The organism is Paucilactobacillus nenjiangensis (assembly GCF_008632615.1).
GTDB classification, from domain to species: Bacteria; Bacillota; Bacilli; order Lactobacillales; family Lactobacillaceae; genus Paucilactobacillus; species Paucilactobacillus nenjiangensis.
Window position 1 is genome coordinate 2,001,644 of the sequence record NZ_CP043939.1, and the last position, 21,278, is coordinate 2,022,921.

The 21,278-nt window shown below is 38.8% G+C and carries 17 protein-coding genes and 1 riboswitch; of the genes, 3 read left to right on the forward strand and 14 right to left on the reverse strand.

The genetic code is table 11. The annotated features are described in order from the left end of the window. Positions 1–294: 294 nt before the first annotated feature. The 4 genes from F0161_RS10225 to F0161_RS10240 all read right to left on the reverse strand — a co-directional run bounded on the left by F0161_RS10225 (position 295) and on the right by F0161_RS10240 (position 7,457). A complete protein-coding gene (locus F0161_RS10225) occupies positions 295–1,539 on the reverse strand; it encodes a NupC/NupG family nucleoside CNT transporter (RefSeq protein WP_150204503.1) in 1,245 nt (414 codons plus the stop codon). 443 nt (positions 1,540–1,982) lie between these two features. Beyond that, a complete protein-coding gene (locus tag F0161_RS10230; protein WP_150204504.1) occupies positions 1,983–2,732 on the reverse strand; it encodes an epoxyqueuosine reductase QueH in 750 nt (249 codons plus the stop codon). 1,107 nt (positions 2,733–3,839) lie between these two features. Beyond that, positions 3,840–5,645, reverse strand: coding sequence for a threonine--tRNA ligase (gene thrS / locus F0161_RS10235; protein ID WP_137602053.1), 1,806 nt, complete (start codon positions 5,643–5,645; stop codon positions 3,840–3,842). A gap of 456 nt (positions 5,646–6,101) precedes the next feature. Then, positions 6,102–7,457, reverse strand: coding sequence for an amino acid permease (locus F0161_RS10240; RefSeq protein ID WP_190318864.1), 1,356 nt, complete (start codon positions 7,455–7,457; stop codon positions 6,102–6,104). 504 nt (positions 7,458–7,961) lie between these two features. Here F0161_RS10240 and F0161_RS10245 point away from each other — a divergent pair. Next, entirely contained in the window at positions 7,962–8,810 is an 849-nt protein-coding gene (locus F0161_RS10245; protein ID WP_150204506.1) for an oxidoreductase, read from the forward strand. A 206-nt stretch (positions 8,811–9,016) separates the two neighbouring features. On the opposite strand, the gene serS is transcribed toward F0161_RS10245, so the two are convergent. The 4 genes from serS to F0161_RS10265 form a co-directional block, all read right to left on the reverse strand. Continuing rightward, complete coding sequence (serS, locus tag F0161_RS10250) at positions 9,017–10,318, reverse strand: serine--tRNA ligase (protein WP_150204507.1); 1,302 nt, start codon at positions 10,316–10,318, stop codon at positions 9,017–9,019. Between the two features lie 764 nt (positions 10,319–11,082). Continuing rightward, positions 11,083–12,222, reverse strand: a complete 1,140-nt coding sequence (locus tag F0161_RS10255; RefSeq protein WP_150204508.1) for an RNA-guided endonuclease TnpB family protein — start codon at positions 12,220–12,222, stop codon at positions 11,083–11,085. Beyond that, positions 12,203–12,655 carry an IS200/IS605 family transposase gene (gene tnpA, locus F0161_RS10260; RefSeq protein ID WP_150204509.1) on the reverse strand — a complete coding sequence of 151 codons (453 nt, stop codon included), beginning with the start codon at positions 12,653–12,655 and terminating at the stop codon, positions 12,203–12,205. The genes F0161_RS10255 and tnpA overlap by 20 nt, the downstream gene beginning before the upstream one ends. A gap of 462 nt (positions 12,656–13,117) precedes the next feature. Next, positions 13,118–13,546 (reverse strand): OsmC family protein, encoded by a 429-nt coding sequence (locus tag F0161_RS10265; RefSeq protein WP_137602843.1) that lies wholly within the window; start codon positions 13,544–13,546, stop codon positions 13,118–13,120. Positions 13,547–13,703: 157 nt separating this feature from the next. Between F0161_RS10265 and rpsN the strand changes: the two genes are divergently transcribed. Then, positions 13,704–13,973: a 30S ribosomal protein S14 gene (rpsN, locus tag F0161_RS10270; RefSeq protein ID WP_137602844.1), complete on the forward strand. Its 270-nt coding sequence runs from the start codon at positions 13,704–13,706 to the stop codon at positions 13,971–13,973. 90 nt (positions 13,974–14,063) lie between these two features. Here the strand turns inward: rpsN and F0161_RS10275 are convergent, their stop codons facing one another. The 6 genes from F0161_RS10275 to thiM form a co-directional block, all read right to left on the reverse strand. After that, the gene (locus F0161_RS10275; RefSeq protein ID WP_190318865.1) at positions 14,064–14,882 is read right to left on the reverse strand and encodes an alpha/beta hydrolase; all 819 of its coding nucleotides are present in this window, start codon (positions 14,880–14,882) and stop codon (positions 14,064–14,066) included. Positions 14,883–14,979: 97 nt separating this feature from the next. Beyond that, positions 14,980–15,774, reverse strand: coding sequence for an alpha/beta hydrolase (locus F0161_RS10280; RefSeq protein ID WP_150204511.1), 795 nt, complete (start codon positions 15,772–15,774; stop codon positions 14,980–14,982). A 115-nt stretch (positions 15,775–15,889) separates the two neighbouring features. Next, positions 15,890–16,621 carry a Fic family protein gene (locus F0161_RS10285; RefSeq protein WP_150204512.1) on the reverse strand — a complete coding sequence of 244 codons (732 nt, stop codon included), beginning with the start codon at positions 16,619–16,621 and terminating at the stop codon, positions 15,890–15,892. Positions 16,622–16,749: 128 nt separating this feature from the next. Then, positions 16,750–17,397: a thiamine phosphate synthase gene (gene thiE, locus F0161_RS10290; protein ID WP_150204689.1), complete on the reverse strand. Its 648-nt coding sequence runs from the start codon at positions 17,395–17,397 to the stop codon at positions 16,750–16,752. A 40-nt stretch (positions 17,398–17,437) separates the two neighbouring features. Continuing rightward, positions 17,438–18,256, reverse strand: a complete 819-nt coding sequence (gene thiD / locus F0161_RS10295; RefSeq protein WP_404825388.1) for a bifunctional hydroxymethylpyrimidine kinase/phosphomethylpyrimidine kinase — start codon at positions 18,254–18,256, stop codon at positions 17,438–17,440. A 2-nt stretch (positions 18,257–18,258) separates the two neighbouring features. Beyond that, positions 18,259–19,047, reverse strand: coding sequence for a hydroxyethylthiazole kinase (gene thiM, locus F0161_RS10300; RefSeq protein ID WP_137602439.1), 789 nt, complete (start codon positions 19,045–19,047; stop codon positions 18,259–18,261). A 140-nt stretch (positions 19,048–19,187) separates the two neighbouring features. Continuing rightward, a riboswitch (TPP riboswitch) is annotated at positions 19,188–19,293 on the reverse strand. Between the two features lie 243 nt (positions 19,294–19,536). On the opposite strand from thiM, the gene F0161_RS10305 reads away from it, so the two are divergent. After that, a complete protein-coding gene (locus tag F0161_RS10305; protein ID WP_150204514.1) occupies positions 19,537–21,231 on the forward strand; it encodes a phosphoenolpyruvate carboxykinase (ATP) in 1,695 nt (564 codons plus the stop codon). The last annotated feature ends 47 nt before the right edge of the window (positions 21,232–21,278 follow it).

The window sequence follows — 21,278 nt, forward strand, 5'->3', positions numbered from 1 at the left end:
ATTGATTTCCTCCATTTGTATAACTTCAAATCAGTTTTTCTCTTATTAATATTAATACCCAAAAGTAAGCGCTTTTAATCGTTTTGAAAACAAAAGCCTGAATCGTTTTAATTATTCAGACTGTTGTTACATTCTGATACCTTTAATCAGGCTTGACGGTATGTTTCACACCATCAAATCAGGTTCATTATCACAAAGCTTTCCGTCTTGCTTCAGATATCTTGTGTTCATACTGAACACTTCGATACCTGTTGCAATACTCAAGCTATGACCGTGATAATTCACACCATCATTCTACCAAACGAATAGTCCAACAAATCCGGCAGAAAGAAGTGATACTAAGATACCTGAAACTAGCATCAAACCAACATTCTTAGAAATTAATGTGTTGGTTTCTTTACCAACGATACCCTTGAAGGCACCGATGATCATACCAGTTGTTGATAAGTTAGCAAATGATGTCAAGAACACTGTCAAGACAGCACGCAAGTGAGGAGTATAGCTAGCAATAGTCTTACCAGTAACTTCACCCATAACAACGAATTCGTTGGTTACAAGTTTCATCCCCATGTGTTGAGCTAAAATCCATGCATCGTGCCATGGCATACCCATTAAGAAGGCAAATGGTGACATGATAATTCCTAACACAGTTTCCAATGAAATTTGTGGAAGATGAATCCAAACAAAGATTTTGTCAATCAAGGCTGCCAATGCAACAAAGGCAACAACGTTAGCAAAGATGATTAAAATCAACTTACCGGCGTTTAAGATTGAATCACCCAAGAATGAGAAGAATGGTTCACGTTTGCCGTCTTCTGATTCTTCAGAAACAGTAGCAATTGTGTCGTCTTCAGGAGCAACATCAACTGGGTTAATCATACTTGTTACAATAATTGAATTAATAATATTAATTGGAACAGCAGTCAAAACATATTGACCAGGAACCATTTGTACATAAGCACCAATGATTGAAGCCGTAACACAACTCATTGACATCATGGCGATGGTTAAGTTACGTTGTGCTGACATTTTACGAAGTTGCATACCTGAGATGGCAAGCACTTCAGTATTACCTAAGAACATCATTTCAACCGCAAAGAACGATTCAAATTTTGGTTGTCCGGTAATAAATGAAAGTCCACGACCAATCCATTTGATGATCCATGGCAAGATACCAAAATAAGTTAAGATATCAAACATTGGAACAATCATCAAAATTGGAAGTAAGGCACTGGTCACAAAGTTCATTGATTGTGCAGATCCGCCTGCAGCCCCACCTTGTGCTAATGGAGTTACCCAATTAGGTAAGGCAAATGTAATTCCGACATAGGCCACTTTGACCAATTCAGAGAATCCATCCGCTGCAGCTTGAATTGCAGCCCGTCCAGCTGAGAAACTTGTGAAGAACCAAGCGAGGACTAAGTTAATAACAACCATGATACCAATTGATTTCCAATGGATACCTTTCTTGTTTTTTGAGAATAGGAATCCAACAAGTAAGAAGACTACTAATCCCAAAGCATTTATAGCTATATACATATAAATAAACCCCTTTTTTATATTTCCCGAAACCAAAAATAAAATAATGGCAATCTGTTTCTGGGTACTCTTCAAATATAAACTTTTAAAATAATCGTGTAAACCCGCAAAGTTTGCTCAAAAATTTATTAAAATTGGTAAAGCCTTTTACGTAAAGCGCTTACAGAGTTCACAAACTTTACAAAATTAATTTATCGATAAATATTCACTAACTTATGAATAGTACAAAGCTTCAAATATGTACCATTCTTTTGTTGATTAAGATTAATAAAAAACATGATACTTTAATGATTGTTGATTTTGTAAACAGTTTCATGCTGTTTACCAGTATCTCGTTCAACAAAGTGAAATTTATTTGATATCTATCAATCGAAAAAGGTGCAAACCAGATTAAAAATCGAAACAGGAGTTTCAATTCATTCTGAGGTTGCACCTTTATTTAATTACTGATTGTACATAATTCCTGAATAATCATCATCTTGATGCTCATTGACATATTCACGGGCATCCTTGTTAATTTGTTTTAAATCGACGCCTTGCTGACGCGCAGCGAATAAGCAGCCACAATAGCATTGCCGATAGACATTATATTCCGCTGACATTTCAACGGATCGTTTATATCCTGAACGCTTCTTAAAATCACTTGGTAAATAAGAAACATCGTACATATGCTGCACATCAAAGCCCAGCTTATTAATTGTCCGTGCGTCCTTATGTGGGCTAATAGTTAAGGCACTACCAAAGTAATCAAAGCCATATTCTTGGGCTTTTTTGGCTACACGTTCTAGCCGATAATTGTAGCAAAGAATACAACGAGCTCCACCTTCAGGTTCGTTTTTCAAATCACGCACCACGGATAACCATTTGGCTGGTTCATATTCAGCCGCAATAAAAGTCACATTGTTACCAGTTTTTTCATTAAAGTCTTGGATAAACTTAGCTTGAACTAATTTACGACGTTCAAATTCCATACGAGGATGGATATTTGGATTATCATAATAGATAGTGACATCAGCATATTGAGTCATATACTCCAGGGTATATGTACTACAAGGCGCACAACAGCTATGAAACATAATGCGAGGCCGCGTACTAGCCTCATCCCACTGTTTAATTACCTTTTGCAGGACTTCATCATAGTTTATTTTTTGGCCTTCTTGGAACATTTTGACCACTTCGTTATATTCAAGCATTACATTCATCTCACTTATTTATCAAATTAATAACCATATAATACCACAAAAATGAGGACACAAAAAAACGGAGCCTTCTCACTCCGTTTTGTTATAAAATCAGGAAAGTAACATGCAACTACCTAATTGTTTTAACTGTTTACCTATTGGTCTCGCCTCATTCTTTTCATGGATCTGTAAGTCTAACCAGTAAATCTATGGTCGATGGTTCAATAAATCGATGTTACTTAAATCCTGGTACATGGTTCCTAATTCTTTAGTGCCTGGTACTTGATTCTTGGCTCTTTTATCGTTAATTCTGGCTGGTCAATGGTCGACTGCCAATTTAATACTTTGATGGATATTGTTCTATGCTAACCGCTGGCTTAATTGTTACGCGTGGGCTAGTCTCTTAACTTAATCATGGATACACTTTACAAATCTGTTCGAATCTTCAAGCTGTCAATCTGAATTCTTTGTATCATGTGGTTCCAAACTCTACTACTAAAGGAGCTTGTGCACTGAGAAGGTAGTAGTCACAAGAGAAACTTCCTTTCCTGTAACTATATATTAACCGTTTTCACATAATTGTACAAACAAAACGACTCGGACTTATACAAAATTATTTTCAGTGCTAAAGTACTGATTTATCAGCAACCTTAGCAAGTCTGTTAATCGCAAATTGGGCTTAAATAATTGATTGGTCCAATAAATCAAAACATGATTAATAAATTACTCTCATTGTATTTTCAGAGGGTTTGATGGATTCTGAAACGTGCTCAAATCACCATAACTAAACAAAGACAGACAATGAAAAATCTCATTGTCCGCCTTTGTTTACGTTAGTAACTCGAAAGCTACCGGTAATTTTTGCACTCTACTTTGAAACGTGTCTCCCAAAGCAACTTCGTCACTTAACTCAAATAACGCAAACTGATTCAAAATACAAATCAATTTGCGTTATTTTACGTTAATGCTTCGAAGCTGACCGCTTTGGTCAACACTCTACTCTCTAAAACGTGCTTCCCAATTCAATCATCTCCGTCTAAATAAAGACATCAACCATCCAAAAACCGGATAGCCGATGTCTTATTTTAGTACTCAATGATTACCGAATTGATACGCACTCTACTTTGTTCTTGAGTACGTTGCCAAATCAGCAAGGATTTCACTAATGAAATCACTCTTAGATTTAGAAATTTGGTCTTGTTCACCATACTTACGGACAGTTACGCCGTTGTTTTCAACTTCACTATCACCAACAACTAAAGTGTATGGAACTTTATGCGTTTGGGCTTCACGAATCTTGTAACCCATTTTTTCATTACGGTGATCAACAGTGGCACGGATACCAGCAGCTGCCAATTCGTTACGAACTTGGTCAGCATATTCCGCATGCGTATCTTCACGAACTGGAATGATTTGAACTTGTTTTGGAGCTAACCAAGTTGGGAAAGCACCCTTATACATTTCAGTTAAGTATGCCGTGAATCGTTCCATGGTTGAGATAACACCACGGTGAATCATAATTGGGCGATGATCTTTGCCATCTTCACCAACATAATGGAGGTCAAATTGTTTTGGTAACATAAAGTCTAATTGAATAGTAGAAAGTGTTTCTTCATTTCCTAAAGCAGTCTTAGTTTGAACATCCAACTTAGGACCGTAGAAAGCAGCTTCCCCTTCAGCTTCAACATAATTAAGGTTCATGTCATCCATAGCTTTTTTCAGCATTGTTTGAGCATTGTTCCACATTTCATCATCATCAAAATACTTGTCAGTATTCTTAGGATCACGATAGCTCAAACGGAACGTATAATCATCAATATCAAAATCATGATAAACATTGATCATTAAGTCCAAGATGCTCTTGAATTCATCTTCAATTTGGTCAGGAGTTACGAAAGTATGACCGTCATTCAATGTCATTTCACGAACGCGTTGAAGACCAGAGAGTGCACCGGATTTTTCGTAACGGTGCATCATACCTAATTCAGCAATCCGCAATGGCAATTCGCGATATGAACGGATGTGATGTTTGTACACTTGAATATGGCTTGGGCAGTTCATTGGACGTAATTCCAATAATTCGCCATCCCCCATGTCCATTGGTGGGAACATATCTTCACGATAATGTTGCCAGTGACCAGAAGTCTTATATTCATTTAAATTCATCAAAATTGGTGTGTAGACATGGTTATAACCATTGGCAACTTCTTTGTCGATAATATAACGTTCGATAGTACGACGGATAGTGGCACCATTTGGCATCCAATAAGGTAAACCAGCGCCGACTTTAGGATCTACGAAGAAGAGGTCTAAATCATTCCCGATGACACGGTGATCACGTTCCTTGGCTTCTTGGCGACGAACCAAATCTGCTTCCAAGTCATCTTTTTTGAAGAAGACCGTTCCGTAAATTCGTTGTAGCATGTCGTTTGATGACATACCTTTCCAATAAGCACCGGCAACTGAAAGCAATTCAAAGTTCTTCACTACATCAACATAATTTAGAACTGCACCACTCGCAATTGTGGCGAAGTCGCCAACTTTGAACAATGGAACCTTGCCATTTTGAGCGTTATCTTCAAACAATTCTTGTTGGAATTGATCATTTGGATATAGTGCTTTTGCGGCTGTTAAATCAGCTGATTCAAATTCAACCTTCGCTTTATCCTTACCAAATGATTTAACAATTGCAGCAACAGCTTCAAGTTCATCTGCGGAAACTTGAACTTCATCTTTATCTGAATCGATAAAGAAACCATCATCGGTTGCTTGGTTATCGCCTAAACGAATCCCATCAAATTGTTGGTGCAATGCGGCAGCGGTTAAAAGCGCTGTCGTTTGACGTAAAGCCTGTAACGCTTCTGCTGATTCCTTGTCGACTTTTTCGACTGAACCGTCGACGTAAAGTAATTGTACTTGTGCCATAATCCTATTCCTCCTAATAAATTAGTAAAATAATTGCAAAATAAAAGTCCCAGATATCGTTTCCGATATCTGGGACGTTAATTTATAAATTGACGCGGTGCCACCCATCTTTAAAAATGAACTGAATTCATTTTTATCTCTGACAGGCAATAACGAGCACTATCCGGCTCACCTTATTTCGGTGAACAATCAAACTGAGATAGTATTACTACTCCGATAATTGCGATTAGAATTTCAGCCTGGCCCTAATCTCTCTTGTGGTTCGGATACGTAACTTGTTCTCAATGAAAAAGTATAGCATGTTTCCAAAAATATGCAAATCGAATTTTTTTAACTAAGCTATTCGCTTGTTTTCACTCTATTTCGATTCAGGTTCAACCAAGCAACTCGCTGCGCATAACTTGAATTTTCTTGAGTTTTTCAACTCATCGTCAATTCTTCGTTAGTACTCACAAGCTATTCGCTTGTTTTCACTCTATTTCGATTCATCAGCCAATGGGTCAAGAATAAGCCAATGAACCAAATAATGGAAACCATCAATGAAACTCGAGTTTCTGGATCAAAAATGAGGAAAATTAAAACAGCGATGAAGAAAATGAGACTGGCGTAATCTGTGTAAGGATAGCCTGGCATCAAGAACTTCTTCACACCTTCTGGACGACTCTTACGAAACTTCAAATGACACCACAGCATGATCAACCAAACAAAGACGAAATTAATCGTGGAAACACCTGAGATTAAGTTGAAAATTCCTTCAGGCATGACATAATTTAAAATTACAACGACAAACAAAATTGCTGAAGAAAAATGCAAGGCAGTATTCGGTACCATATGCTTACTTAACTTTGCGAACCGTTCCATGGCATTCCCGCCGGTTGCTAACGCATGAAGCGTTCTACTGGTACTGAAAATTGCACTATTTGTCGCAGACATTGCGGCTGTTAAAACCACAAAGTTCAAGATAGCGGCAGCACTGGTGATTCCAATTCCTGAGAAGACTTGGACAAAGGGGCTGGAAGTCGTCGTAATTTTATTCCAAGGCGACACCATCATAATCGCAATCATTGAACCAATGTAAAACAAGCCAATTCTGATAGGTAAACTGTTAATCGCTTTAGGTAAATCTTTTTCTGGATTTTTAGTTTCACCAGCTGTTAATCCGACCATTTCAATTCCAACAAAGGCAAAGACAACCATTTGAAATGACATCAAAAAGCCAGTTGCACCCTTTGGAAAGAAGCCGCCATGTGAGTACAAATTGCTAACCGATGCAGTTGATCCACCCACATGATAATGAAAAATCGTTAAGCCAAAGCCAACAACAATCAAAGCTAAAATTGCCACCACTTTAATCATCGAGAACCATGATTCCAATTCACCAAACAAGCCAACGTTTAAGAGATTTGTGATGAGCAATAGCACAATGATGACGAGTGGCCCCACCCATTGTGGAATATTCGGGAACCAGTATTTTAAATAGATCCCGGTGGCGGTTAAATCAGCCATCGCTAAGCTAAGCCAACACGACCAATATGTCCAACCAGTAATAAATTCCATTCGATCGCCCAAATATTCCTTCACAAAATCGATAAACGAATGCTTTGAAGTATCTGATAATAGCAATTCCCCAATGGCACGCATCATGAAGAAACAAAAGACCCCAACAATTAAATATGACAAAATAATCGAAGGTCCTGCCTTATGAATCGCACTCCCTGATCCCAAGAACAACCCAGTTCCGATGGCGCCACCGATAGCAATCATTTGAATATGTCGGCTTTGTAACGAGCGAGATAATTTACGTTCTTCCATGATGTCCTCCTAAGTTTAAAATCCACTAAATTCGATTTGTTCAGCACTTTTCTACATCGGCCTCGTAAATCAAGCATCTCCACTTAACTTTATCCAATCTCAGTTGGATTGCACCAACTGTTCCTGGCTTTCGTTAATGCTCAATGCTTATTCGATTTGTTCGGCACTTTTACTTTTATACAAAAAAATCCCCGGCACGAAAGTTCGTACCAGGGACGTTAAGTTTATATTTAACGCGGTTCCACCCAAGTTTTACAATCTGGAATACTTCCAAATTGACTCTTGCGGTTGATATCGGAACCACCCATTGTGTTCAGCCATGTAAATGTCGATTCGCAGCTTTCCTCGACTCTCTGTTTTGCTTCTCTTGAGAATAGTTCAATTATACGAACCTCACATTGATTGTCAACAAGAAAATTAAATTATGATTAAAAAATACAGTTTGTGATGTCCAACTGAAAATGCTATCATGACTGGTAAATACAGTAATAGGGGCAATTATTCATGGCAGAAGAAAAAGTTTGGTTAATTACGGGAACATCAACTGGTTTTGGTAAAAACTTGGTTGAAGAACTACAAAAAACAAACGCAAAAATTGCAGCAACCGCTCGAAACGTTGCGAAAATTCAACACTGGGCAGACAACAAAAACACACTATTATTGGAATTGGACGTTACTAAAGAGGACCAAGTTGCTAAGGCAGTATCAGATACAATTGATAAATTTGGTCGAATTGATGTCCTAGTCAATAACGCTGGCTGGGGTTACTTTGGCTCCGTTGAAGAAGCTGATGAAAAGGCTGTGCGTTCATTGATGGAAACCAATTTCTGGGGATTATCAGCTATGACTCGTGCCGTGTTACCAACCATGCGCAGTCAGAAATCTGGTCAAATTATCAATATTTCCTCAATTGCTGGTATCCTTGGTGGTGCCGGAATTGCGTATTATAATGCTACAAAGCATGCCGTCGAAGGTTTCTCAAAGGGTTTAGCGTACGAAGTCGAACCTTTAGGTATCAAAATCACCAATGTGGAACCTGGACCATTTAGAACCGATTGGGCTGGTCGTTCACACCAAGCTGCTGATTCAACCATTGCCGATTATGCGAAAACCGCTCATAGTAATACTGACCGTTTCGAAGGTAATTCAGGACAACAAGATGGTTCACCTGATTTGTTAGCCAAAGCCATTATTAAACTTAGCAATGTCACTAACCCACCATTGCATTTCTTGGCTGGCGCGAATGCTGTCGAACGTGCCCACGAAGAAATCGAGAGATTACAACAAGATTTTGATGTTTGGGAAGAAGATTCAACTCACTTATCATATGGTGATGAAGATTACTGGAACTAAATTAATACAAATAAAACAAGCGTTTCGCCCGATTAAAGGTGAAACGCTTGTTTTTATTTTGAAACGTGATTCAACCATCAATTTACTTCTTAAACGTGTTACCACCACAATTTTCTGTGCTTAATTAATAACTACCACTACCCCAAAACCGGGTAATAGTAGTTATCTATTAATGCTCAAAAATTACCCGTGGATTGTCACACTCTCTACTTCTTAAATGGCACCGCATTTTCTTTAGTAATCTTAGTGATACCGTGGAAATAAGGTACTAAAACTTCTGGAATTGTAACTGTTCCATCTTCATTTTGGCAATTTTCAAGGATGGCTGCAACTGTCCGTCCAACCGCTAATCCAGAACCATTTAAAGTATGGACATATTGTAATTTGCCGTTTTCATCACGATATTGAATATGCGCACGACGAGCTTGGAAATCTTGTGTATTTGAACAGCTTGAAATTTCACGATAAATATTTTGTTCTGGCATCCAAACTTCAACGTCATTAGTTTCAGCAGCTGAGAAGCCCATATCACCAGTTGATAACTTAATAACGTGGTAAGCTAAGCCTAATTTTTGCAAAATACTTTCCGCATTCGCTGTCATTTTTTCTAGTTCCATATATGAGTCAGCTGGCTTAGCAAACTTAACCATTTCGACCTTGTTAAATTGATGCATCCGGATTAAGCCACGAGTATCACGACCAGCCGAACCAGCTTCTGAACGGAATGAAGGCGTTAAGGCAGTCACATAAACGGGTAAATCTTCACTAGGAATCACTTCGTCAGCAAAGAAGTTCGTCAACGGTACTTCTGCAGTTGGGATCAAAGTTAATTCTTGATCTTCATTGTTGATTTGGTAAACGTCTTCCTTGAACTTAGGGAATTGGCCGGTTCCGTACATTGTTTTGTCGTTAACCAAGTATGGAGGCAAAATTTCAGTGTAGCCCTCTGCCATATGTTCATCCAGCATGAAATTATAAACGGCACGTTCTAATTGCGCACCCAAACCAACGTAGTATACGAAACGAGCACCAGAAACCTTGGCTCCACGTTCAAAGTCAAGAATTCCAAGATCCTCTGCTACATCCCAATGGGCTTTAGGTTCGAATGAAAAGGTTGGAATTGTTCCAACTTTTTTAAATTCTTCGTTTGAATCTTCATCAGGGCCAACCGGAATTCCTTCATGAGGCATATTTGGCAAATGCGCCATCCGTACTTGGAATTCGTGGTTAATTTTGCCCAATTCTTTATCGATGTTACTAATTTCGTCACCAACGGCTTGCATTTCCGCAATCGCATCATCAGCAGATTCTTTGTTTCGTTTGGCGGCACCAATTTGCTTTGAAACTTCATTTCGTTTGGCTTTGAGCTCTTCTGTATCTTTGATTAATTCGCGTCGCTTATCATCTAGTTGAAAAATTTTGTTCAAATCAACTGGGTCTGTTCCGCGTTGAGCTAATCTTTTCTTAAAGTAATCTGGATCTTGGCGCATTTTCTTAATATCTAACATTGTATTTCTCCTCGTATTTTTTGGCATAAAAATAGAGCTACTTCTCCCTCATTGGGACGAAATAGCTCTTTTCCGCGGTACCACCCAAGTTTGCCATTACAGCACACTTTGAAAACTGATAACGGTCAATTAACCGTGCGGCATTACCCGCCCACCTTATCTACACCGGAATTTCAACGTACGCTTTTCATCGACCAGCGTCTTTCTGAACGTTTACTTAAAATGTATCGTGTTTAATATCTTCATTCATTTTATTACAGTAATCATATGTTTGCAAATAACTGCATGAAAAAAATAATTATCTTAGAGTAATCACCAGCGAAAATGTCCCGATACTATTGAGTAATTCTGTCCCAATGTTTCAAATAACTCGAAGCTCAAAGTCAAAAATTACATCTAATAAAATGTAATTGCAAATTAGTTACGTATTTATATAGTGAGTGGGTAAAACCGCTCCCTAATACATTAGTGTCACATGGCAGACCTATACAACCAACTTATACGTTAGGGGGTCTGAACGGTGAAAACTAAAGAAAGGTCACTTTGTGAATTGGACTATTTTAAATTGTTCAATGACACATGTCAGATGATTATCAATGTAATTCAAACGATAATCATTCTGGTTACTGTGTTACGAACAGTGAACTACTCCGGGAATAAATTCCCGGGCTTCTAGGAACACCGCATACTTGCCTATCACTCTTTGAATGATACGTAGAGGTTACGGCTTTTTACTAAGGGCTGTTCCAGCCCATTTCAGTCGGTTACGCCTTTAAGATATTCACCGCCGCGTTAATGTCGCGGTCGTGGTTCGTGCCACATTGTGGGCACGTCCACTGGCGAATATTTAAGGTGTGTTTACCATCATCATATCCACAGGTTGAACATATTTGACTTGTCTTACGTGGGTTAACGGTGACTAACTGTTTTCCATACCAAGCACATTTGTATTCAAGCTGTGAGCGTAGCTCGCGCCAACTCTGGTTTGCAATTGCACGTGCCAACTTGTGATTCTTGAGAAGATTTTTGGTTTTCAAATCTTCGATTTTGATCACATCATAGTTAGTCACCAATTGCTTTGTAAGCTGATGGAGATAGTTGTTACGTTGATTAGCGATTTTCTCGTTGTATTTGGCAACCATGATTCTCGCTTTTTCAACGTTCTTGAAGTCAGACATCTCACGGGGTTCCACAACTTTGTTGTGTTTGTCCCATGCAATCTCTTTGGTTGCATGAAGACGGCGCCGTGCAAGTCGTTTTTCCCAATGGTGTTTCTTGTTGGCAATAATCTTGTCAAAACGGATAGTGGGATACTTCACACCATTGCTAGTAATCATCAAATCAGCAACGCCCATATCAATGCCAACAGCATTGCCAGTTTCTGGCAACTTTTCTATTTCAGTATCTACAAGGATAGTGGCGTAGAATTTACCAGCAAATGACTTACGAATAGTGACATTCTTGATTGTTCCCGTCACTATTTGACCACACTTGAATTTAACAGTACCGAGTTTAGGAAGTCGCAGATAACCTTCCTTGACGACTTGAATATTATGGTTTACAGAGTTACTTTGGTAGCTTTGTTTTGGAAACTTTCGTGATTTAAATCTTGGGTACCCATGGTGTTCTTTAAATAGTTTCTGAAACCCATGATTCAAGTCTCGACTAACATGTAATAATGATGTTGACTCAGCTTTCTTTAGAAACGGATACTCAGCTTTCAGTTGCTTAATGAGATAGTTCATACCAAACTCATTGACGTAACTGCCACCGTTGTCGTGGCGTTCAGATTGCATTGCAAGTAGCTGATTCCAAACGAATCTACAACAACCGAAGTTGTTGACTATCTTGTCCTGTTGTCCAACAGTTGGATAGATTCTAGTTTTAATCGCCTTTAGAGTCATTAAGATTCACCTCTTTTTTCTTTTGGTCATCTACGTATTTAGCGACAGCGGATTCATTAGTTGTCCCGATACTTTCAACATAGTAGCTAGGTGACCACAGATGCCGGTCTTGCTTTTTCCAGTACGAAGATTGAAGTTCAGGGCACTCTTTGAAAAGTGTCCACGCTGATATGCCTTTTAACCAACGAACAATGTTCGTTACTGAGAGCTTAGGTGGTGCACTCACAAGCAAGTGGATATGGTCATCTTTACCAATTTCCATATGGTCGATACTAAACCCATATTTATCGGCGACTTCTTTTAGAACTCGCTTCAATACAACTTCAACGTGTCCTTTGAGCACTTTGTTGCGGTATTTAGTTCCCCATATAATGTGGTAGTTCAGATTGTAGACGGATGTTCTACCATATGTAAATCTACTAGTATCTTTCATACTAGTAATTATAGCACTTTTTATTAACACCATCTACAATAGCCCTTCGGGCAATAAAAAAGAGCAATCCATCACGTCCTTGAAAGAACGTGTTTCCTTGCTCCGTTCCAAAAATAAAGTAGTCGTTTACACGACTACTCAACCAAAGTGACACTATATTAGGTAGGGAACCAGCTGTGTCCTCAGCTGGTTCTCTTTTCATGTATAAATATATACCAGAGACCTTCCGTTTTCAAGCAAAAGCAGGCAACGCAAAACAATTATAATTGCAAAAAAAAATGATTAGCCCGGGTAAGCTAATCATTTAGGAGTAGGATTGTAGCTGCTTTCCAGCTACTGTTTTCATTACTTTGGAGGAGTAAATGAAAAGAGGTTTAATTGGTATGGTGTAACTATACCGAGTTCGTGTGAAGAAAATATGAAGAAAGAAACATGAAATTTAGAAATATTTGTTGAGAATATTTAAACTGTAAATTTATCGACTAGTTTGACCGATACATCTTCATTTCCACTTAGTAATTTGGAAACGGGACACCGACTTTCAGCAAAATCCAACTGTTTTTGAGCTTCTTCTGGTTCTACATTTGGAATTCGTGCTTGAACTTCAATAACAAATCGCAAACCATGAGTATCATATTTCAGATCAACCCCCACTCGAACTTCGCTTTGATATTCGATTCCTCGGCCCTCTTGAATCGTCTGTAATGTTGAGGCTAAACATGTAGCTTGGGCTAACCCTAATAATTGTTCTGGGTTCGTCCCTGGCTCTTCAGGTTTTCTAGGAGAACTAACTTGAACATTCAGTTCACCGTTACCTAACACATAAGCACGTCCGGGCATGCCGTGGGGATTAATTGTAGTTGTATGATATAAACTTTCATCTGATTTCATGAGTAAAGCCTCCAATTCAATTAATACGCTTATTGTAACCGTTTGAGCAATTTGATAACAGTAAATTAGCCTAAAAAAGCAATTTACTTGCTTTTAGTAAGTAAATCGTTTATCGTTATCGTCGATATTTAAGTTTATTGCTCAGAAAGGACCATCAATGGCCAAAAAATCTAAAATTGCAAAAGCTGCAAAAATTGATGCAACAATTGCAAAGTATGCAGAATTACGTCAACAATTGAAGGCTGCGCATAATTATGAAGCTCTAAGCAAGTTACCACGCAATGCCTCACCTACACGTCGCCATAACCGTGACCAATTGGACGGACGTCCACGTGGTTATATGCGTGACTTTGGAATGTCTCGTTTAAATTTCCGGCACTACGCTCACCTCGGACAAATTCCTGGTGTAAAGAAAGCTAGCTGGTAAAGAAATAGTGCTTTTTGAGTCGATTATACTCGGAATTCTAATGATAAATACCAATAATTACTCGGGTTTTGAGTGGTTATTGGTTTTTTTCTACCAAATAAATTTAATCCATTTTTGATCTACTTTCGCACTTTTATGCAATTCGGTATGCGATAAACCAACCATTTTGACATTTTTAATTTGATCATTATGCTTGTACAACAAGTAATTAATCGACAATTCTGATTGAATAGTCACTAGTCCATCTGAGTGTGTACCATCATTTAAATCACCATAAATGTTGAGAATTTTGACATGTTTTGGAAATCGTTGACTAACATCTAGTAACTGTTGATACCCAGGATAATAATTATTAGCAGCGTAATAAGTTTGCGGTTGGTAATGCTTCAACAATTGATTTTGATTGGCAGCATCGTTCATCCCCACCACCCCATTGAATGGGCCAGCCAAAATAACATATTTCTTCAACGTTGGTAGTTTAACTGATTTTTGAGTTACCGTTTGAAAGAACGCAACGTTACCGGCAGAGTGAGCCACCACATTATACTTGGTCACCCCATATTTATTTTGAAGCAATTGCAGCGCCTTTGTCAGCCACTGTGTTTGTGTGGTTGTACTAGCTTCGTTATTAGTAAAATTAATTTGAATCAAGGGCTTTTTGACTTGTTTTGAGAATGATCCTTGCACATCTAAAGTCCCATCTGCTGCCACGGTGATAGTCATCACTTTTTTAGCATTAACCTTCGTTTCAGCTGCAGTTATTAATCCATCCGTTGATTTCTTGGTTCCACCTAAGCCATGAATAAATAACGTGGGTGTGGCAACAGTTGTCTTCGCGTGAGCAGTTGTAGAAATGCTAATGCCAAACAATATGGCAAAAATTAGCACAATTAATCGAATTTTTTTCACTTGTGAACTTCCTTTAAGAACGTTTGTCAAAATACTAGCACAACCTGCCGATGATTGAACACAAACGATCAGAAATTAACAAAATTATTAAACACTCTCACCATAAAAATTTAATCCATTTTTGATTCACACGATTACTGTTGTGCAACCCGCTATGCTGAATTCCATTCATTTTGATATTTTTAATGGTGTCTGGTTTTTGATACAACAAATAATTAATCGAGAGTGCCGATTGCACAGTAACACGTCCATCTGAGCGCGTTCCGTCATTCAAATCACCATAGATGTTCAATATTTTTACATCTTTTGGAAAATACTGGCTGCTATCTAACAATTGTTGATACCCATCAAAATATATTTTTGGTTGATAATGTGCGAGTAGCTTATTTTTATTGGCTGCGTCATTTCTCCCCATCACTCCGTTAAACGGCCCGGCTAAAATGACATATTTCTTCAAAGTTGGTAACTTTGTGACATTTTGCGCAACTGCTTGAAAAAACGAAACGTTTCCCATTGAATGTGCGACAACATTATATTGCTTCACATGATATTTTGATTGCAGTAACTGCAGCGCGTCGGTAATCCATTTGGCTTGTGTTGAGCTCTTCGCATGATTATTAATAAAATTAATTTGAATCAATGGTCGTTTAGTTTTGCTCTTTAATGTCCCTTTGATATCTAATTTGCCAGAAGATTGAACGTTGATAGTCATGGCTTTAGTAGCATCTGCCTGCTTTTCCGCTGCCCTAATTAAGCCATCCGTTGAACGATGCGTCCCTGAATATCCATGCAAAAATATAGTGGGCGTGTTGGCACTCGCATCCGTATTATTAATTAACGTGAGGCCAAAAATCATTGCGAGAATTAAAATTAATAAGTGATATTTTTTCATTTGAACCTCATCCTTCAGTTGGATTAATCCATTTAATTGACCAAATCATACAAGCTTTACCACGCTTTACATAAAAATATGCTCAAAAAAAAATAAGCACTAACAGTGCCTATCATTAAATTTCTAAAAATCGCTCAACTAGCTGCGTGTAATAATCTTGTTCAGCACCCAATGTATCGACTAAATAGCTGTCATCATCTTCAAATTTTTTTAATCCACGTAAATAAAATGGTTTGTTGGATTCTCTAATGACCAACGGCATTAAGTCCGCTTTGCATAACTCTTTGAAGAGGATTAATCTGCCAATTCTACCATTACCATCACTAAATGGATGGATTGTCTCAAATCGATAATGAAACTTGGCAAAATCCAATAAATTGGAATGCGGATCCGCATTCCATTTTTCTAACAAACTCTGGATTGCATGCGGAACTTCAGCTGGTAAAGTTGTTTGAACAGCTTCAATACTACCAATTTGGTTGGGAAATTGTTTAAAGCCACCCACGTTCATCTTGGAATCTAATTCTGACTTTGTCCCTCGTTTTAACATTGTATGCAGTTTAAACAGATATTCACTGGTTAAATCCACATCGATTGTATCTAAAACATAATCAAACATTCTAAAATGATTAGAAGTCTCTAGCACATCATCAACCACAATTAAACCATTCTCATCTGCAAAAATAGTGCCAGTATCAAAGACTTGTTGGGTTTGTTTCTCGCTTAAGGTTGAGCCTTCTATACGATTACTATTAAAAGAAAAGATAATCTGCAGCCAATAATATAAACTGGCACTCACCTTATTTTCACGTTGATTAATCAAAATTTTAGCAATATCCTTGACCATTTACATATCTCTACTTTTTTATTTTGGCGTTCAAGTGTCTCTTGAATCAAGGCTATCAGATTAAATAGTTCAGCACAAATTAAAAAAGTATCCGCAGATACTTTTAGTTTTAATGCGAGTTGTCATCATTAATATATCGATAATAAGTCTTTAACCGTCTGTTCCACATCCGGACTTTGCATAATCATTGAAATTCCGGAAATTCCCGCCACACCTGTTTTATCAACTGTGTCCTTAGCATTGTCGGGGGTGATTCCACCGACGGCCACGATTGGGAAATTGCTATATTCCACTAATTCTTTCAATTTTTCAAATCCCATCACTGGGTCCGCATCATCTTTGGAGCCAGTTGGGAACACTGGTCCGCTTCCTAAATAGGCAATTTTTTGCAGTTGATTAGCATGATCAATTTGAGCTTTAGTATTACATGAATATCCCACAAACATATCATCCCCAACAGCCGCAATCACTTGTTCCACTCGTTGATCTTTTTGACCAACATGGACCCCATCGGCATGGACTTTAATGGCTAATTCATAATCATCATCAATAATCAGCGGTACATCATACTTCGTCGTCAGTTCACGGCATTGCTGTGCCAGTGTCAGTCGTTCGTCCGCCGTTAACTGTGAACTCCCTTTTTCACGAAATTGAAAGGCCGTCACTCCGGCGATTAATGCTTTCTCCACACGTTGCAAGTAATCATCAACATCGTGATTAACATCTTGTGTGCCCGCAATTAAATATACGCGGAGCATCTCTGGTTTAAATTTCATTAATTTTTCTCTTTCCTGAGTTAATAATCCTGTTTCACGCTTAACCGTTACTTTCATCACTATTGCGGCCTGCCCAGTGATTCAATGGTCCATGACCGTGCCCAACAATAATGCCGTGCCGAATCGTTTCATCGACATATTTTTTCCCAATTCGTATCGCATCCTCAACAGATTTTCCCTTGGCAAGTTCAGCTGTGATACAAGCAGATAGCGTATCTCCCGTCCCATGGGTTCGAATCGTATCCACGCGTGGAGAAGTCAACCAAAATGACGTACCATCTTCAAGTAATACAAAGTCACTACTTTGATCATCCCCGACAAAATGGCCGCCCTTAATCATGACGTTTTTAACCCCGACGGCCTGTAATTTTTTGGCCGCAATTTCCATATCGGCTTCATCTTCAATCGACACATCCGTCAATTTTTCGGCTTCAGGTAAATTAGGGGTGGCAATCGTCGCCAATGGCAATAATTCATTTTTCACCACCGCGATTGCATCTTCACTTAACAATGGAGCACCACCTTTAGCAATCATGACCGGATCGACCGTCAGGGGACCGAAATCAAACTTTTTCAAGTTTTTTACGACCGCCCGGACCCGTTCCACATCGGCTAACATCCCCGTTTTGCAGGCTTTAATGGCCAAATCCTCAGCAAGAGCTTCAAATTGTTCATCAATTATTTTGGTAGGTAACGCAAACGCATCATTGACGCCCAAGGTATTTTGCGCCGTAATCGCCACTAACACGGTCGTCGCAAACACGTGCCGTTCTTGAATCGTTTTTAAATCGGCTTGCATCCCCGCACCACCACCGCTATCGGAGCCGGCAATTGATAATGCTTGTACGAATTGTTCCATAATTATGCTTCCCTCAACTTTTCTTCAACTTGTTGACGCGTCACCAAGTGTAGTTTATCCATTAATTTAACTGAAAAGGTGCCAGGTAGTTCCCCACCAAGTTCTTCTGCCACCAGTTGGCCCGCGACTGCAAAGACGGCACAGGCCGCTTTGGCTGCTTCAAAATAATTGTCACTAACGGCAGCAAACGCGCCGACGATACTGGAAAGCATATCACCAGAACCAACATGTAATTGAAATAGTGGGGTTCCATTTTTGACTTTCGCCACCGTTTTGCCATCACTAATCACATCCGTTGGACCGGATAAAATTACGACGCAATGCTGCTTCAAGGCGCACGCTTTCGCGATGGCATCTAAATCGCCACTCCCTTCCCCAGCATCGATACCTTTAGCTTGCCAATCAACACCAGCCAAGGCGGCAATTTCACCAGCATTGCCGCGAATAATATCAACTTGAAAATCAGTTAACAATTGTTCGGCAACATCTAAGCGAAATTTAATTGCCCCGACGGCAACTGGATCAATCACCAATGGCTTTTTGTATTGGTTAGCCAATTGCCCGACCCGCTTGATATGGGCGACTTGAGCGGTAGTAAAGGCCCCTAAATTAAGTGCTACGGCAGAACTGATGGCGACCATTTCTTCAGACTCAGCGATTTCTTCAGACATAATTGGTGAAGCGCCAATTGAATTAATGCCATTAGCCACGTCTTGCACCGTCACAAAATTAGAAATGTTAAACACAATTGGATTTTGCGCACGAATTTGATCTAAAAGTTCAATTTGCATGATAAATTCCTTTCTTGGTACGAAGTTGTGATAATTCAACAATCGTTTGAACCATGAGCTGAAACAAAAAAATCCTAAAGCCGCAGTGGACTTTAGGATTAATGGTAAAAATATATCAACATGTGGCATGCACTCATCGATATTTTTATTTTACACTTTCCTACGCAAGTACCAACTTACAGGTTCCAAGGGCCTTTGCTGCATAAGCAAATCTCAGTTCGTCTACGAACACCCCTAGTGTTTTCATGATTATTTAATTGTCGAATTAATTGTACTGTAAAAGTGCTTACATAACAAGTTTGACCAAAATCTCGCCAAACATTAAAATTTTTTCATTTTCCGGTTAACTCATTAAGATTTAGAGTTAACAGCGCTTTCATTCTTTTCTTTTTGAAGATTGTGAAAATATCCACTTGTATCGTGTTTCGCCTTGTATTATGATTGTTTCAATACCCAAAAGGTTATAACGAGAAAGGAAACTGATTATCAATGGAAAATGTGAATAGCATTAAAACTGGCTCTACGTATCTGAATCTTGATCGAAAGATTGCCGTCCTCAAATACAATCGAAAATATTTGAGTAACGTCTTCTCTCTATTAAACAGCGATGAAATGTTACAAGTGGTCGACTGTTTCTTATCATCAACGCCTAACCATCAAACGAAAATCAATAAATTAACGAGTGCTGAATACGTGGCCGTGATTAAACGACTGTTAATTGACGATGCCACCGTTTACGACGCATTTGATGCTAAAGAAATCTTAACTAGTGTTGAAAACTTGTATTCATTCTACCGTTCATTCCTGCGCATCTCGGTCATGAATGCCACTCACAACCAAATCCTAAACACCGAGTTTTTAGGAATTGATGACAAATTTAACGATCTTGTCCGTAATCTTTACCGGGCCGTGGAAGAAAAAATCCAAGGCTTCCCTAATCATACGTATCGTCAAGTCAATGCCGGTACCAACGCATCCATTATGATTAAGCCTTACAAGTGGTCAATCCCCACTGAATATGAACAATTAAAATCAATTAACTTTATTGATAAAATTATGTTGCGTCCACCAATGATGATGCATACACCAAGTAACAAACGCAAAGGGACTTTTTCAAGTGTCGATTACAATCCAATCGATCATTTTGATGGGAAACCGGGCGAATGGTACTGTTACCCAGCCAAAATTGGTGAAAGTTTAGCCTTTATTTACTTCAATCAAGACTACTTTGTCAGTGGTTTAGCCTTAGCGAACTTGTTTGAACTTGCCGATGAAGAACTCATTACTAACCACAAACCAGATTTGATTTTACTCTTTGGGGTCGACAAAACTGAAGGGGACGTCAGTCACTATCATTACGATGAAAGTAATGATATCTGGGTTGGTGAAGTGCCTTATAATGACCAAACCACTTACTTTGGTTATATGAAGAAAATGTGTCTCACATTACACAACCTCCACATGATTTATCAAAACCGGTTACCAATCCATGGATCAATGGTCAAGATTAAGTTCTCAAATGGTAAAACCAAAACCGTCGTCTTCTTTGGCGATTCTGGTGCCGGTAAGTCTGAATCAATTGAAGCTTTGCAAGAAATTGCGGGTGAACAGATTCATGAAATGGAAACCATTTTTGATGACATGGGTAGCTTTACCCTTGACCCCAATGATCCTGAAGGCTTGTATGCCCAAGGAACTGAAATTGGCGCGTTCGTCCGGCTTGATGACTTGAGTAGCGCCGTGGCCTTTAACAACATGGACCGTGGAGTTTACCTCAATCCGGAACAAAAAAATGCCCGAGTTATTATTCCAGCGAACACCTATGACCGGGTTATCAAACGTCACCATATCGATATGTGGGTTTACGCCAATAACTATGATACTGAAATTGGCTTGCATCGTTTTGAAAAATTGGCCGATGCCAAGAAGACCTTTACGGATGGCAAACGTTTTGCTTTAGGAACCACTGATGAAGTTGGTATGAGTACCACCTTCTTTGCCAATCCATTTGGCCCGGTTCAAGAGCAAGCGCGGACCCAAACGATTATCGATGGTGTCTTTGATGTCTTATTCAAAAACAATGTCTATGTCGGTGAAATTTACACCCATCTAGGTAATGATAAATCTAAAGATAGCTTGAACCAATCAGTTCAACAAATGCTTGATACCTTAATGGATTCATAAAAATCTATGTTAAAAGAGGCACGACGCAAATTTGCGTTGTGCCTCTT

Coding starts and splice junctions, on each gene's coding strand:
- F0161_RS10225 (WP_150204503.1), bottom strand. CDS start 1,539: ATGTATATAGCTATAAATGCTTTGGGATTAGTAGTCTTCTTACTTGTT.
- F0161_RS10230 (WP_150204504.1), bottom strand. CDS start 2,732: ATGCTTGAATATAACGAAGTGGTCAAAATGTTCCAAGAAGGCCAAAAA.
- thrS (WP_137602053.1), bottom strand. CDS start 5,645: ATGGCACAAGTACAATTACTTTACGTCGACGGTTCAGTCGAAAAAGTC.
- F0161_RS10240 (WP_190318864.1), bottom strand. CDS start 7,457: ATGGAAGAACGTAAATTATCTCGCTCGTTACAAAGCCGACATATTCAA.
- F0161_RS10245 (WP_150204506.1), top strand. CDS start 7,962: ATGGCAGAAGAAAAAGTTTGGTTAATTACGGGAACATCAACTGGTTTT.
- serS (WP_150204507.1), bottom strand. CDS start 10,318: ATGTTAGATATTAAGAAAATGCGCCAAGATCCAGATTACTTTAAGAAA.
- F0161_RS10255 (WP_150204508.1), bottom strand. CDS start 12,222: ATGACTCTAAAGGCGATTAAAACTAGAATCTATCCAACTGTTGGACAA.
- tnpA (WP_150204509.1), bottom strand. CDS start 12,655: ATGAAAGATACTAGTAGATTTACATATGGTAGAACATCCGTCTACAAT.
- F0161_RS10265 (WP_137602843.1), bottom strand. CDS start 13,546: ATGAAATCAGATGAAAGTTTATATCATACAACTACAATTAATCCCCAC.
- rpsN (WP_137602844.1), top strand. CDS start 13,704: ATGGCCAAAAAATCTAAAATTGCAAAAGCTGCAAAAATTGATGCAACA.
- F0161_RS10280 (WP_150204511.1), bottom strand. CDS start 15,774: ATGAAAAAATATCACTTATTAATTTTAATTCTCGCAATGATTTTTGGC.
- F0161_RS10285 (WP_150204512.1), bottom strand. CDS start 16,621: ATGGTCAAGGATATTGCTAAAATTTTGATTAATCAACGTGAAAATAAG.
- thiE (WP_150204689.1), bottom strand. CDS start 17,397: ATGAAATTTAAACCAGAGATGCTCCGCGTATATTTAATTGCGGGCACA.
- thiD (WP_404825388.1), bottom strand. CDS start 18,256: ATGGAACAATTCGTACAAGCATTATCAATTGCCGGCTCCGATAGCGGT.
- thiM (WP_137602439.1), bottom strand. CDS start 19,047: ATGCAAATTGAACTTTTAGATCAAATTCGTGCGCAAAATCCAATTGTG.
- F0161_RS10305 (WP_150204514.1), top strand. CDS start 19,537: ATGGAAAATGTGAATAGCATTAAAACTGGCTCTACGTATCTGAATCTT.